Source organism: Akkermansiaceae bacterium, assembly GCA_019634595.1.
Classification (GTDB): Bacteria; Verrucomicrobiota; Verrucomicrobiia; order Verrucomicrobiales; family Akkermansiaceae; genus Luteolibacter.
Map to the genome: position 1 here is coordinate 874,546 of JAHCBC010000001.1, position 14,690 is coordinate 889,235.

General features: G+C 62.3%; 13 protein-coding genes. 4 read left to right on the forward strand and 9 right to left on the reverse strand.

Features of this window, described 5'->3' with window-relative positions; genetic code table 11:
- The first annotated feature begins 118 nt into the window (after positions 1-118).
- Positions 119-736, forward strand: a complete 618-nt coding sequence (locus KF712_03640; GenBank protein MBX3740059.1) for a hypothetical protein — start codon at positions 119-121, stop codon at positions 734-736.
- 63 nt (positions 737-799) lie between these two features.
- Positions 800-2,416: a glycogen/starch synthase gene (locus KF712_03645; protein MBX3740060.1), complete on the forward strand. Its 1,617-nt coding sequence runs from the start codon at positions 800-802 to the stop codon at positions 2,414-2,416.
- A 245-nt stretch (positions 2,417-2,661) separates the two neighbouring features.
- Here the strand turns inward: KF712_03645 and KF712_03650 are convergent, their stop codons facing one another.
- Genes KF712_03650 through KF712_03660 form a run of 3 tightly spaced genes read right to left on the reverse strand, consistent with a single transcriptional unit; the run spans position 2,662 to position 5,244 of the window.
- The gene (locus KF712_03650; protein ID MBX3740061.1) at positions 2,662-3,612 is read right to left on the reverse strand and encodes a DUF1460 domain-containing protein; all 951 of its coding nucleotides are present in this window, start codon (positions 3,610-3,612) and stop codon (positions 2,662-2,664) included.
- 44 nt (positions 3,613-3,656) lie between these two features.
- Positions 3,657-4,007: a DUF488 domain-containing protein gene (locus tag KF712_03655; protein ID MBX3740062.1), complete on the reverse strand. Its 351-nt coding sequence runs from the start codon at positions 4,005-4,007 to the stop codon at positions 3,657-3,659.
- 13 nt (positions 4,008-4,020) lie between these two features.
- Positions 4,021-5,244, reverse strand: coding sequence for a hypothetical protein (locus KF712_03660; protein MBX3740063.1), 1,224 nt, complete (start codon positions 5,242-5,244; stop codon positions 4,021-4,023).
- Positions 5,245-5,373: 129 nt separating this feature from the next.
- On the opposite strand from KF712_03660, the gene KF712_03665 reads away from it, so the two are divergent.
- Positions 5,374-5,790 (forward strand): group III truncated hemoglobin, encoded by a 417-nt coding sequence (locus tag KF712_03665; protein MBX3740064.1) that lies wholly within the window; start codon positions 5,374-5,376, stop codon positions 5,788-5,790.
- Here KF712_03665 and KF712_03670 read toward each other — a convergent pair.
- Together KF712_03670 and rnhA are read right to left on the reverse strand one after the other, a co-directional pair.
- Complete coding sequence (locus tag KF712_03670) at positions 5,778-6,788, reverse strand: hypothetical protein (GenBank protein ID MBX3740065.1); 1,011 nt, start codon at positions 6,786-6,788, stop codon at positions 5,778-5,780. The two genes, KF712_03665 and KF712_03670, sit on opposite strands and share 13 nt — an antisense overlap.
- The gene (gene rnhA, locus KF712_03675) at positions 6,785-7,339 is read right to left on the reverse strand and encodes a ribonuclease HI (GenBank protein MBX3740066.1); all 555 of its coding nucleotides are present in this window, start codon (positions 7,337-7,339) and stop codon (positions 6,785-6,787) included. The genes KF712_03670 and rnhA overlap by 4 nt, the downstream gene beginning before the upstream one ends.
- Here rnhA and KF712_03680 point away from each other — a divergent pair.
- A complete protein-coding gene (locus KF712_03680) occupies positions 7,320-7,811 on the forward strand; it encodes a hypothetical protein (protein MBX3740067.1) in 492 nt (163 codons plus the stop codon). The genes rnhA and KF712_03680 overlap by 20 nt on opposite strands.
- Positions 7,812-7,815: 4 nt before the next feature.
- Here the strand turns inward: KF712_03680 and KF712_03685 are convergent, their stop codons facing one another.
- The 4 genes from KF712_03685 to KF712_03700 form a co-directional block, all read right to left on the reverse strand.
- Complete coding sequence (locus tag KF712_03685) at positions 7,816-10,821, reverse strand: c-type cytochrome (GenBank protein MBX3740068.1); 3,006 nt, start codon at positions 10,819-10,821, stop codon at positions 7,816-7,818.
- Between the two features lie 76 nt (positions 10,822-10,897).
- Positions 10,898-12,370 (reverse strand): sulfatase, encoded by a 1,473-nt coding sequence (locus KF712_03690; protein ID MBX3740069.1) that lies wholly within the window; start codon positions 12,368-12,370, stop codon positions 10,898-10,900.
- Positions 12,367-13,248: an alpha/beta hydrolase gene (locus KF712_03695; protein ID MBX3740070.1), complete on the reverse strand. Its 882-nt coding sequence runs from the start codon at positions 13,246-13,248 to the stop codon at positions 12,367-12,369. Before KF712_03695 ends, KF712_03690 begins: the two co-directional genes overlap by 4 nt.
- 41 nt (positions 13,249-13,289) lie before the next feature.
- Positions 13,290-14,678 carry a von Willebrand factor type A domain-containing protein gene (locus KF712_03700; protein MBX3740071.1) on the reverse strand — a complete coding sequence of 463 codons (1,389 nt, stop codon included), beginning with the start codon at positions 14,676-14,678 and terminating at the stop codon, positions 13,290-13,292.
- Between the last annotated feature and the right edge of the window lie 12 nt (positions 14,679-14,690).

A 14,690-nucleotide genomic window follows, 5' to 3' on the forward strand; every position in this document is an offset into this window, starting at 1 on the left:
GGGAAATCTCCGGGGAATGATATTACGGGATGCCGTAGGACCGGATGCCTGCGGATAAATGGGGATCCACAGCTTGTTCGCTTGGCTCCGGCGGAGGGGATTCCCTATGTTCCGGGGCATGTCGAAGTATGCCGGTGAGCAGGTATTGGTGGTTCCGCGTTCGTTGCTGGAAGAGATCGGGATTTTCCAGGGGATCAAGGGAGAAGGGGTGGAGCAGGCACTGGAGAAGCTGCTGGACCCTGCGAACCATTTCTTCATGGACCGCGCCGAGGCGGAGGAAGACCCCACCCACAAGCAACTGATCCCCTATTGCGTTTTCAGACATGGCGACCAACTGCTGCACTATACCCGTGGCAAGTCGGGCGGGGAAAATCGCCTCCATGCAAAAATTTCGGTGGGCGTGGGTGGCCACATCAACCCGGTGGATACCGGCGGCGGCAGGACCGGCAGGGCCGCCTATTTCGCCGCGGTGGAGCGGGAGATCGATGAGGAGCTGGACATCCCCGGCGGCTACCAGCAGCGGATCGTCGCCCTGCTCAATGACGACACCAATCCGGTCGGCCAGGTCCACCTCGGTGTGGTGCATCTCGTCGAGTTGCCGGATGGTAACGTGACGTCGAAGGAAGACGCGCTGTCGGAGCTTTCCTTCAGCTCCATCAGCGACCTGAACGGGCCCCTGCATGAGCGCCTGGAAACGTGGTCACAGCACTGCGTGCGTCATTTCGTGGATGCGTGAGATTCCGCGAAATAAAGGCGATCTCCTTGAGATTGATGTGGAATAGTCCACGGATTTGACCTAATGCTCAGCAGTCCCGCCCCTCTCTCACTTTCCGCAAAAACCCCGATGTCTTCGCTCCCCAAGCCCGAGAAGCCCCGCATTCTCATTGTCACCCCGGAAATCACCTATCTGCCCCCCGGTATGGGCAACATGGCCCAGCGGATGTCGGCGAAAGCCGGTGGTCTGGCGGACGTCTCAGCATCGCTCGTTTCCGCGTTGTTCGAGCTGGGAGCGGATGTTCACGTAGCCATGCCGAACTACCGGCGGATGTTCCAGGGCGACGTCTTCAACCTCCATGAACGGGAGTTGAGGAAATACCACGAAGTCCTCCCGGAAGCGCACATCCATCTGGCGGAGGACCGCATCTTCTACTACCGGGAACACGTCTATAGCAGCCATGCGGATGAGGCGATGAAGATCGCCCTCGTCTTCCAGCGGGAGGTCATCAACAACGTCGTCCCGCGCGTGCGTCCGGATCTCATCCACTGCAATGACTGGATGACCGCGCTCATCCCGGCCATGGCGCGCCGCCGGGGCATCAAGAGCCTCTTCACGGTCCATAACATCCACACCCGCCAGGTGTCTCTCGCGCAGGTGGAGGAGACCGGGATCGATGCCGCGGAGTTCTGGATGAACCTTTATTTCTCCGGTGCCCCGTCGGGCTATGACCACGCCCGCTCCCATGTGCCGGTGGACCTGCTGACCTCCGGTATTTTCGCCGCCCACTTCATCAATACCGTCAGCCCGCGCTTCCTGTGGGAGATCGTGGAAGGATGGCACCCCATGGTGCCGCAGACCGTGCGTCAGGAACTGCGGCACAAGTATCTGGCCGGTTGCTCCGACGGCATCCTCAATGCTCCGGATGTTTCCTACAACCCGCTCACGGACGACTCGCTCGCGCTCAATTTCGACCACAACGATTTCGTAGCCGGAAAGGCCGCCAACAAGAAAGCCCTGCAACTGGAACTCGGCCTGGAAGAGGACGAAACCGCGCCGATCTTCTTCTGGCCGTCCCGCCTCGACCCCGTCCAGAAAGGCCCGGAACTGCTGACAAACACGCTTCATCGTCTGGTTTCGGAATACTGGAACCGGAACTTCCAGGTCGTCGTCGTGGCGGACGGTCCGCACCAGCGCTGGATCCATGAGATCGTGGACCGTTTCAACCTCCATGAGAGGGTGGCCGTGCGGAACTTCGAGGAACGTCTCTCCCGTCTCGCCTACGCCGGTTCGGACTTCATGTTGATGCCGTCCTTGTTCGAGCCATGCGGGCTGCCGCAGATGACCGCGCCGATCTATGGCTCACTGCCGGTCGTCCATGCCACCGGCGGGTTGTATGACACGGTCCGGCATCTGGATGCGGACGCCTCCACCGGAAATGGGTTCCGCTTCGACAACTATGATGCCCGCGGCTTCCGCTGGGCGATCGATGAGGCGATGCGGTTCTTCGCCCTGCCTGCGGAAACCCGCGCCCGTGAGATCGGCCGGGTGATGCGGGAAAGCCTGAATGAATTCAGCCACAAGGAAGTCGCCCGGCGCTACATCGCCATCTACGAGCAGATGCTCGCACGTCCGCTGGTGGAGAAGGAAGCGGGCGAGGAGATTAAGGAAATCGCCGAGCGCGAAGCGCAGATGGCGTAAGGAGGGTGGACACTCCTGTCCACCGGCGGCATTGGCGAATCACAACAGATCCGCCGCAAAGCCGCCAAGGTCGCAAGGAACGCCGAGAGAAGAAAACGATTTTTCCAAAATTCGCATGATTTGCGTTCAGTCTTCTTTCTTCCCTGAACACTGAACACCTCTCCTCTTTTTTTTCGCCAATGCCGCCGGTGGAAAAGAATGGGAGCGAAGCGGACATGGCGGCTCTGCCGCCATGTCCACCCTCCTCACTGCTTCGCCATGTTCTGCTTCCATAGCAGGGATGGCGTCAGTTCGTTCGGGCGGCAGATGATGATGCCGGCGTGCTTGGCGGTTCCGTTCACATAGTCGGCGATGGGACGGTCGATGATGGTCATGCGGCCTTTGTCACGGTCGGAGGTGGCGTGGCAGAAATAAGCGCGGTCCTTCACCCGCAGGATGAGTCCCACGTGGGAGGTGTAGCCGAAGGTGCTGTGCGTGGTGATGGCGCAGATGTCGCCATCCTGAAGGTATTTCTCGATGCCCCGGACATTCTGCTTCGGAATGTGGTGGACGGGCAGGCGGGACACCTGGGCCTCGATCTTGCCCATCGGGCTGATGAGGGATGGGTTGTTTTTCAGGTAGCGGTAGGCTTTCCACTGCACGGTCATCTCGCGGATCTCTCGTTCGATCTTCACGGAGCCGGGGATGCGGCGGGTGATGTTCTCCGCCAGGCCCCGGCGCTGGTTGTCATGGAAGACCTCCTCCAGATGGTGCATGCGGCTGAGGTAGCCACCGGTGCAGGTGCCGTTGCGGTAGCGCTCCACCTCGATCATGTGGAGCATGTCCTGCGGCTTGTAGGGGCCGGGTTTGTAGCGGAGCATCCGTGCGAACGCCAGGGAGTTCTCATAATACGTCCAGCAGTCCATGCCCGTGAAATTCACCGAGGGCGACTCGATCCTGTCGTCGATCTCCAGCGTGTAGTTCACATAGGGGACGCCCACCAGTTCGCGGGCCACCCGCATGGTCCGCTGTGGCAGGGGCAGGTTCCGCCAGTTCTCACGCTCCGCTTTCGCCACCATGGCGTGGAATTTCGCCTCGCCCTTGAACACGGTGTCGAGCGGCAGCCGGAGCGGGCAGGGAGAACCGACCCTCTGCGCCACCGCGACCGTCATGCAGGCGGCGAGGGAAAGGAAAATCGCGGCGATCTTATGGATCATGACCGCCAGACTACGCCGGAATTTCCAGAAGGGAAGGCGAAGGTTCAGCCGCTTTCCAGGAGGAAGTCGCGCAACACCAGCGCATGGTTGTGTTCCCCATCCCGGGCGGCGTGGAGGAGGGTGACGGGACCTTCCTTCATGGCGCCGCGCAGCGTTTCCACCGGCACATCCATGGAACGCAGTTCGGTGAAGTAGCGTTTCCGGAATTCCTGCCAGCGTTCCGGATCATGGTTGAACCATTTGCGGAGTTCCGTGGAGGGGGCGATCTCCTTCAGCCAGACGGCGGAGCCGAGATCCTTTTTCGAAACTCCGCGGGGCCAGACGCGGTCGATCAGGAACCGGCTGCCGTCTTCCTTGGAAGAGGGTTCATAAACCCGCTTGAGATGGATTTTCATGGCGATGGTGGTTTCATGGACCATCAGTGAAACCGGGCACGGTTTCATGGAGAATCTCCAGAATCCGCTTCCGCTCGCCCTCCGGAATCCATCCGCAGCCGTTCCCGGAAGTGAGCCGCCGCTCCAGTTCCCGGAACACCGCCTCTTTCATGGGAGCAGGCAGGGAGGTGAAAGCCTTCGAGTGGATCATGTAGGAACAGCGGTTCTTGAAAAGGCGGTTCCCGAGATGGAAATCCGCGAGCGAATCACCGGCTTCCGTTTTCGGGAAACGTGAGGCGAAGGCGTTTTGGTATGCGGGGCTGCCATCCACACCGCCGTCACCCATCGGAGCTTCGTCCTTGAACAACATCACATCTACGATGCCGCGCGCCTTCGCTTCAGCGAGAACCGCGGCCTGTTTTCCGCCACTGGTTCCTTCCAGCCAGGATGCCCTGCGGAACTCCATGGAGGCGTTGATGAGGAGGTTGTGCATCAGGCATTGGTGCTCCAGCACCATGAGCGCGACGATGTCGCTGGTATCCGTCAGATAGCGGGAAGTATCGATCTTTCCGGAAACCGTTTTCAATGTTGCTTGTGGCTGGTCCGGCAGCAGGCCGCCTTCGAGGGTGAACGTACGGTTTCCGAGATGGGGCAGGGCGCTGCCGCCAGTGACATGGTAGCCCGCCCACCGCCGCGGCAGCAGCGTGCGGTGATCCGTGCGGGTGGATCCCAGCGTCAGCAGCAGATTGCCATCGGCATCCGTGGGCACGGAACGCACCGTCAGACCGGGGACCAGTTCCGTGCGGCGGGTGGCGTGGCAGTTCAGGCAGGAGGTGGTGTTCCGCTGGATCTCCAGCTTCCGGCCGTCCGGTTCCGGCTCGATGAAATAGAAAACCGCCCCCAGATGATCGTCATGGATGATGATCTCGAAGCCTCCGCCCAAGACATGCCCCACGTAGGCGTTCTCATTGAAGTGCAGCGCGCGCGGCGTGCGCGGACTGATGAAATAGTTCTGGGCGCTTGTTTTCGAATAAACGAGGATCTGCGAGGCTTCCGGAATCTCCAGCAGGCGGAGCAGAAACCGGAGCGTTTCCTGTTCACTGCCCTGGGGTAGGGCGGTTCCTGTTTCCACCAGCCGTGCGAGCGGATCCGTCGCCACCGTCTTCGAGTAAAGGATGGGCGGGAGATCCCACATCTCCTGGGCTGCTGCCATGCCGGAGACGGCGGACAGGGCGGGAGCAAGGAGAAGGGCTTTCATGCGTGGCTGCCGGACTATACGTGGATCAGGAGGATTCCTGCCTGATGAAATGCCGGGGATTTGATCCGGATCAAAAAGGGACGGGAAACAAGGTTGGAGATCGGAGGCATCCGGGAAGAGGATGGCGTCATGCAAACGATGACGGAAGGCAGGAGTGACATCCGGGGGCGGGAGGACATCGAGCTGCTGGTGGATCGCTTTTACGCATCCGTCAGGCGGGATGCCACGCTGGGGCCTGTCTTTGACGACATCGCCAAGGTGAACTGGGAGGAACACCTGCCGAAGCTCTGTGACTTTTGGGAAACGGTGCTTTTCCGCACCGGCGGATACAGGGGGAATCCCCTCGCCGTCCATCGCCACCTCGCCGGGCGCACGCCCATGGATCGGGCGATGTTCGACCGTTGGCTCCATCTTTTCACCACCACGGTGGACCAGTGGTTCGAGGGGGAGAACGCGGGGCACATCAAGCGCGTGGCGGCGGACATGGCGAACGTGATCCACAGCCGGTTGCACGGGCTTCCGCAGACGGTGCCCTATTCCCGCTGATCCGCTTTCTCCGTGGTGCGCTGCAGCACGGGTTCGAAGACGAACCACTGGTTCCAGTGGGAGCGGACCACATCGAGGATCGTCTTCGCCCAAAGGACGGAGGCTTCCGTGTCCGGCCCACGCGTCCGCGCGGGGAGTTCCAGTGCGGGCAGCACCTTCACCCGGTAGCGGCGCCAGCCATCCCGCATGATGAAAAGGGGGTAGCAGGCGCAACCGGCGGCACGGACGAGGAACAGCGGGCCGCGGGGTAGGCGCATGACGAGACCCGGTTCGACCTCCACCTCCATGGGAGAAACATCGAACACCACCCGGTCCCCCTGCACCGCCACCAGATTCCCGTCCTGGAGCAGCTTCGCCAGTTCGATGCCCAGCAGGTTGTTGTCGTGGTTGTACAGGGTGCGGAAATGGGGGTTCTCCACCTCTTTCCTGCGCATCTCCTCTTCGCGGATCTTCTGCACCTCCGGCTCCTTTTCAGGAGCACGGACCGCATACAACGAACGCTGGATACGCGAGGAGAACAAGGGCGCCGCGATGTCGTAGTTCCCCATATGGGCGGTGAGGATCACCGCCCCTCCAGGATGGCTGGACAGGCTCTCCAGATGATCGATGCCTTCGATCGCCCAGTCGATGTCACCCGTCCCGCTCTCACAGCGCAGGCCATCCACATAGGTGATGGAGAAATTCCAAACCACCTGCCAGGCACCCAGCCGCGCCCTCCACGGCCCCCAGTGGGGGAACATCGCCCTCAGATTCGCGGCGACGGCACGGCGCGGCTTTTTCGCCATCAGGAAGAACAACGGCGCCCAGCCCGCGATGAGGGGGGCCTCCAGGAACCAAGGCACCCCGGACAGCGCACGGCGGAGCAACCGTGCCCAGAAATCCCCGGTCACGCCGAGTTTCCGTTTCAGTCTGCTTTCCTTGGGGGATTCCACGCGGGCAGGAGGAAACCCGTCCGCCGGGGATGAGGCAAGCCGCCGTTTCAACGGAGCATCGTTCATTCTCCGGATTCGGTGAATCCGGTGTCTTCCTGGAAATCCTTTTTCGCCACCGCCAGATTCGCCAGCTCGTCGCAGCGCTCGTTCTCCGCATGGCCGGCATGACCCTTCACCCAACGCCAGTCAATCTTGTGGTGCTTGCTTGCGGCCACCAGGCGGATCCACAGGTCCTTGTTCTTCACCGGGGTCTTGCCGGCGGTCATCCAGTCCCGGCGTTTCCAGCCGTCCACCCACTTCTTGGTCATCGCGTCGATGACATACTTCGAGTCCGAATGGAGTTCGATTTCACACGGTTGTTTGAGCAACTCCAGCGCGGCGATGGCGGCGCGGAGTTCCATGCGGTTGTTGGTGGTGAGACGGTATCCGGCGGAAAGTTCCTTCCGGTGGCGTCCCGCGACGAGGACGACGCCGTAGCCTCCCGGCCCCGGGTTGCCTTTGCAGCCTCCGTCGGTATGGATGATGACCTTGTGCAAGGCGGCGGATTCTTCCGGCCTACGTGACTTTCGCAAGCATTTCCGGTGAATACGAAATTGCGTGGCATTCCCGGATTCCATACAATGGACGGACATGGAGGTGGCAGATACTTTGCGGGCAGCCAGTGGCTGGCTGGATCTGGGATTACCGGACGAAGCGCTCCTGGAGTTGCAGTGCCTTGCGGAAGAGGAACAGGTCACTTCCGTGGTGCTGGAGATGAAGGTGATCATCCAGATGGAGTGCCGGTCATGGAATGCCGCGTCCGAAACCGCCAGGGTGCTGTGCACCAGAGAACCGCTGAATGCCGAGTATTTCCTGCAGGCGGCGTTTTGTCTCCATGAGACAGGGGACACGCTGGCGGCCCGCAACTGGTTGCTGCGGGGGCCGAAGGCCCTGCTGGAAATGCCCACCTTCCACTACAACATCGGCTGCTATCTGTGGGTGCTGGGGGAACATGCATCCGCCCGCACTCATCTTAAACGGGCGTTTCGAATGGACCGGTCGCTGGAGGCATTCGCAAGGAGCGACCGTGATCTCGCCGGGTTCCAGTGAGGGATCAACCACCCTTGTCCATCAGCCATGCGATGAGATCCCGGACCTGTTCACGGGGGAGGGAATCGATCAGGCCTTCCGGCATCAGCGAGTTCGGGAGGGTTTCGATCTTGCCGATGTCCGCGGTGGGCAGGGAGATTTTCTCCGCGAGCGTCTGGAGGGAAGTGGTGCGGCCGTCACTGGCCCGGATCATTCCGCTGAGGGTGCGGCCGTCCTTCAGGGTGATGATGGAAAGCTGGTTCTCCTTCGCGACCACCTCGCTCGGATCGAGGATGTTGGAGAGCAGGTAGTCGAGGTTGTCCCTGCCTCCACCCGTGAGTTCGGGGCCGACGGTGCCGCCTTCACCGTACATCTTGTGGCAGGTGCCGCAGTATTGGCCGTAGATTTCCTTGCCCTTCTTCTTGTCCGCCTGCGAAAGCGTCTTCGGGGTGAGGTAGAGCTTCCAGACGTTCGCCGCGTGGATCTTCTCCTTGCTGGAATCCCGCATCTCCCCCCACAGCCGTGTGATCTCACCGGCCAGTTCAGGGGCCTTCAGCGAGCGCATCTGCCGGACCTGGAAGGGGGAAAGCAGATCCGCGGTGAGCTTCCCGGCGGAGATCTCCGCAACCAACTGCGCGGCCCATTGCGGACGGGAGATCAGGGCGTCGATCGCCACGGATCTGTCAGCCGTTGAAAGGCCCTGCAAATGGCTGAGGATCTCCGCGGCAATGGCGGGATCACCTTCGACGGCCAGGCGTTCCATGGCCACCGCATGGAGGCCGGGCCTGCCGATGAGGGATTTCGCCACCTCCAGTGAGCCGGCATCGCGGATGGTGGTCAGGGTCCGCAGCGCTGCGGCCCGTGCTTCGGCAGGCGCGCCATCATCGGCGGCCAGCATGCGGTTGGATTCGACGGCGGCCGGATCCTTGAACAAAGCGCCCAGGGAGCGATAGAAGCCCATCATGCCGGGATCCGGGGATTTCCCGATCACCGCGGAAAGCCGGGGCCAGGATGCCGGGGGATTGGGTGCGCCGATGCCCTCAAGCGCTTTCGAAAGCCCGGCGAGGATGTCCATCGTCCACTCCTCCGGTGCGGTGGCGGCATGGCGGATGAGTCCGTCGAATGCCTGTTCCGGATCCGCCGGATCGAGGGCGAGGCGTCGTGCGATATGGTTGCGGACCAGCGGGATGGCGGAACTTTTCGCCAGATCCGCCAGTGTCCGGCGGTGGGCCGTGGCGAGCGGCTCGATGCCATACCACAGCATCAGCGGCAGGTTGTGATCCGTGGCATCCCCGGCGTGTCCGAGCAGCGGTGCGGCGATTCCGGCCCGGGAAGCGATGGGAATCCGTTGGAGGGCACCGGCAAGCGCGAGGCGCACGGCGGGGGAAGATTCGGCTCCGGCGAGGCGCGTCAGCGCGGCGATGGTTTCTTCATCGCCGGAAGCGGGAGTGGCGGTGTCGAGCAGCAGGCGGACCGACCAGACCCGGACAGCAGGCTCCGGATGGGAGAGGAGATCGGTCAGCATCTTCCGGTCCGCCTTGCCGATGGCGTGCAGTGACCACAGTGCCCGGAGCTTCAGCGCGGTGGTGGCACCGTTCCCGAGTTGGTTGCGGAGGCCGGTCAGAAGCGGCTCCATGTTTTCACCCGAGGCCGCGCGTTGCTGCAATGAAAGGCGCGCCCTGCGTGCGAACCATTCGTTCCGGTGGGAGAGAAGGGGAAGCAATGCGTCCGTTGGAACGGCTGCGACATCCGTCACCGCCGGGACGGCCGGGGTTCCGTGGGTGATCTTGTAGATCCTGCCGGACTGGCGGTGGATGCCATCGTCGTCATGGCATTCTCCGGTGTCCGACCAATCGGCGATGAACACCCCGCCGTCCGGACCATAAAGCAGGTCGATTCCCCGGAACCATGGGTCCGCCGAAAAGACGAGGTCGGCACGGTGGCGACCGGTGAAGCCGCTGCCGGTTGGCTCCAGATGCTCCCGGTTCAGGCGGCGGCCATGGAAGTTGATGGTGAAAAGCTCTTTCCGGTATTCTTCCGGCCAGTTGTCGCCCAGATAGATCATCAGGCCGGTGTGGGCGTGGCCGCCACCGGCGGAGGAGGATTCCGCGCTCATGCCGACCCGGATTTCATTCCACTTTTCCGCCGTGTCCCAGTGGACGTGGTCGGCATGCTGGTCGATCTGTCCGAAGATGTGCGGGTTGTAGTCGTCGCCGAACATCCTCTTGTAGTGGGCACCGGGGATGACATGCCAGAGATGGCCGATGACGGTGTTGATGAAGAACATCTCCCCGTGTTCATCCCAATCCATCCCCCATGGGTTGGTGGTTCCTTCCGCCACCACTTCGACCGTGCGGCGGGCGGGATGATAACGCCAGATGCCCACGTTCATCTTCACGCGGGATTCCGGTGATGCGCCGGGCGTCCCCAGCAATGAATGGCCGAGGATGCCCTGCCTTCCATAGAGCCAGCCGTCCGGTCCCCAGCGCAGGCCGTTGGCCATGGTATGGCCGGATTTCTTGACGTCGAATCCATCGATGAGCCGGACGGCGGGACCGTCGGGAACGTCATCGCGGTCTTTGTCCGGGATGAACACCAGATCGGGCAATGTCAGCGCCCACACCCCGCCGAGGCCGACCTCGATGCTGGTGAGGCGTTCCAATCCTTCCGCGAACACGGTCCGCTTGTCATGCACGCCGTCGTGGTCTGTGTCCTCCAGGATGATGATGCGGTCGCGCAGCTTCTTCTCGTAGTAGCCGCCGATGCTCCCGGCATACATGAAACTCTCCGCGACCCACAGGCGGCCGCGGTCGTCCATGCACATGGCGATCGGTTGGCGGACGTCCGGTTCCGCGGCGAAGACGCTCGCTTGGAAACCCTCCGGCAGCTTCCAATCCGCCGCCGCCTTTTCAGGTGGGAGCGGGAGGGAGGTGGATTTCTCGGTATTGAAAGGTTCGGTCGCCTTTTCGGCGGAAAGTCCTGCGGTCAGGACGGATAGACAGAGAATGATGACGGTGGGAACTGGAGGCATCAACCATCCATACGGTCACCACGCGGTGAAACTCTCTGCTTTCTTTTATTACAGGTGCCGGTCAGGGCGGATTCCGTTATTCGCGTTCCCACTTCAGCAACCACGGATCATCGGTCGATTTCTGGAAGTCCTTGATCTTGGTTTTCAGGGATTCGAGCTGCTCGGCATGTTCCGGCGCGCCGGCCAGGTTCTTGAATTCCCACGGATCGTTCTCGATGTCGTAGAGTTCGAACTTGGGACGGTTCAGGTAGGAAGCAACCGTCCGTCCACCATAGGAAGCGTCCGGTCCTTTCTTCATCGCTTCCTGCCAGCACGGGGTGGTCCAGAGGTCCGAGGCGAAAGGGAAGGGGGTGCCATGGGCAAGGTTGAAGATGAGCTTGTAACGGCCCTCCCGCCACACGCGCATGGGGTAGTACATCGTCACCTCATGCCAGGAATGGGAAGCCGCGGCATGGTTCCATCCGGCGGGATTCTCCTGCGTCAGCACCGGCAGCCAGGAACGTCCGTGGTAACTTTTGAATGCGGGGCCCGCGTTCTCATGCTTGGGGGTATCCGCCACCGCCGAGGCTTTCTTCGGTCCCTGCGATGTGGAATCATAGCCACCGGCGAAATCCAGCAGGGAGGGGGTGATGTCGGCATGGGTGATCATCGCCTTGCTGACGGTTCCTTTCTTTTCCTGGTAAGGATCCCGGACGATGAAGGGAACCCGCAGGCCCGCGTCATAGACGGTGGTTTTCGCCCCGGGAAACGGCATGCCGTGGTCCGAGGTATAGACGATGAGCGTGTCTTCCCATCTGCCTGCTTCCTTGAGGATGGCGATGAGACGGGCAACCCCCTGGTCGATGCGGGAGATGGATTGGTAATACTGGGCGATCTCGGCACGGGCGGAGGGCACGTCCGGGAGGAAAGGAGGGACGATGACTTCCGCCGGATCATAGAACACCTCCTTGATGCCCGGATAGCCGCCGCGGTCCTTCTTGTTGCCGAACAGATTCGGACGCCATTCGGAAGCTTCGTCGAAGTCTCCGCTGCGATGCGGGTCCGCCGGGCAGAAATAGAGGAAGAACGGCTGGGCGTCATCCGCCTTGATGAAGGCGGCGGAGTCCTCCGCCATTTTCACCGGGTTGCGTCCCCCGGGGATGAATTTATGGAAATCGAACGCGGAGCGCGGGGCGACATGGTATTTCCCGGCGACGGCGGTGCGGTAGCCGAGTTGGTTGAGCTGGTTGGGCAGCGACACCGCGCCGACGCTGGGATGGGATTCCGATTTGTGCGGCCCGTGCGCCAAACCGTATTGGCCGTTGGCATGGTTGTGCAGGCCGGAAAGGATGACGGAGCGGCTGGCGGAGCAACTGGCCGTGGTGGCAAAGGCATTGGTGAACCGAGTGGCGTCCGCCGCCAGAGCGTCGATGGCGGGGGTCTTCAGCACGGGATTCGCGTAGCAGCCGAGATCGGGACTCTGGTCGTCGGTGACGATGAGCACGATGTTCCGCGGAGCGGCCGCCAGAGGCAGGAGCGAAAGAAGGAGAAAAGAAAGCAGGACTCTCATGGTGTCGGCACGGATGGTTTGAGGTGGGTTTCCAGGAACTTTTCGGTGCGCTTCATGAAATCCTGGATTTGGGTGGCATTGGCGAAACTGTGGCCGCTGTCCATGGTGACCAGTTCCGCCTCCACTCCGGCGGCTTTGAGAGCGGCTTCGAGACGCTGTGACTGGTCCAGCGGCACGATGTCATCCTTTGAACCGTGGAAAATGAGAAAGGGTGCGGACTTTCCATCCACCAGGAAAAGGGGCGACGCCTCGCGCGCGCCCTCCCGCTTCTTATTTCCCAGCAGGGAGTCGATGATGCCGTTGCACCATTCGCCCTTGGGCACCTTCGGGCGGAGGTCTTCGGTGAGATCGGTGGGACCGCAGAGATCCACCACGCAGGCCACGCGGCTGGAATGGGCGGCAAGCGTGGCGTCGGAGTTGTCCCGCGTGTCCAGCATGCCCAGACACGCCACCAGATGCCCGCCCGCGGAAGCACCGAGCGCGCCGATCCGGTTGGGATCGACCTGATATTCCGCGGCATGGGCGCGAATCCAGCGGACCGAACGCTGCACGTCATCCAGTTGCGCGGGCCAATGATTTCCTTCCGCCGTTACCAGCCGGTAGCTCGTGGAGAAAGCCACATAGCCCCGGGAGGCCAGCCATTGTCCGAACCATGAGAAATCCCGGCGATGACCGGCCGACCAGCCTCCGCCATGCACCATCAGCACCGCCGGCCGGAGTCCGGCAGCCGGGGCGGACGGCAGATAGACATCCATCTCCAGCCTCCGGTCTTCCCGTTCATCATATGCGACGGTTGCCTGAGGCTTCGGTGCGGCGGCTTCCTTGCATCCCGGGAGAGGCAGCAGCAGCGCGGAAAGGATGATGAGGAATCGTGACATACCCATGGGACGGCGGGATGCCGCCGATACGGACGGGGCTCTCAGAGATTCAGGGTCTGGTCGATGAGATTCAGGAGATCATACCGGTCCGCCGGCAGATTGTCCGAAGCCATCTCGCGTGCGAGGGCGGCGACGACCTCGCTGTCGATCATACCGGACTGGTCATCCCCGGCGAGCCACTGCGCGTAGGTGCAGAGCAGGGAGGCGAAACGAGCATCGTCGGACGGCTCGGCGTCCGGCTTGCGGGAAAGGGCGATGGGCGGCGCGTCCTTCCCATTCACGCTCCACTCAACCGTGCCGAAATCCGTCGAGGACCCGCTCGGCTCGATCTCGATGGCGAGCAATGTGAGGGCCTTTGCAGGCAGCAGGGTGGGCAGGGAACCATCGGGAATGCCTGCCACCGTTGAATAGCCCAGCAGACGGTAGCGGGCCACCGTGGCCGGATCCGCCTTGAAGTTCGCCTGGATCTGGCGGTCTCCGTCATTGGAACCACGGAAGGCGATGATGAGGAGGCTGGCGGAAGGTTTCCACGGGCATGGGAGCGCTTCCGTGGAAAGCGTGACCCCTTGGGCGACCGATGCGGCACCCGCCGGACGGAGCGGGTAGTGGTTGAGGATCTCCTCCACCCGCACGGCATTCACCGGTGGCTTCTTGTGCTCCTTGCGGATCGAGTCAGTCACCCAGATCATGCTGGCATTGCCAGCCCGGACCGGCAGCCGCATCTGTGGGCTGGCGGCGGCCACCACCGATCCGCGGCGGAAAAGGACGGGAAGTTCATCGTCAGCCGGGACCGGCTTGTCCTTCAGGCTGTCCGCGGCTTCGTCGTAGAATCTGGAACCGGCTTTCGCGATGGCTTCATCACGGGCCGCGGCCAGTCTCGAAATGGTGGAAGCGGGCGCGGCGGCACCTGCGAAGGTGCGGCCAACCTGGCTGGCATCCGCCGGTCCGGGTGCCGGCAGCATGGCGATGTTGATCGGTATGGTGCGCCATTCCCCTTCGTTCCCCGGGGTGATCGGCGAGGGGGAGGTGGCCGGGCGGGGTGGAGGCGTCAGATCGCGTTCCGTCAGCTTGGGCGAGAACACCGGGGCGCGTGAGAACATGACGAATGCGAACAGCAGCAAGGCCGCCGCGGCCAGGCTCACGATCCAAGACCTGCGCTGGTGCCGGGAGTCCGGGATCTTCGGCAGATGGGTGATCTTTTCCGGTTCACGGGCTGCGAGCAGAATGGCCTGCCGCTGGGCGGGGCGCAGCTTCGGTTTTTCCGCGAAAAGGGATTCCGACAGAAGCTCACCGAGCGAGCCCGCTTCCCCGATGGCGGCTTTCACCGCGGGATCATTCTCCGCGGCGGCTTCCACTGCCGCAGCATCTTCCGGCGTCAGCTCGCCCAGGACATAGGCGGTGATGCGGGGATCGTCAGAATGGAGTTTCATGGGAGGAAGAGG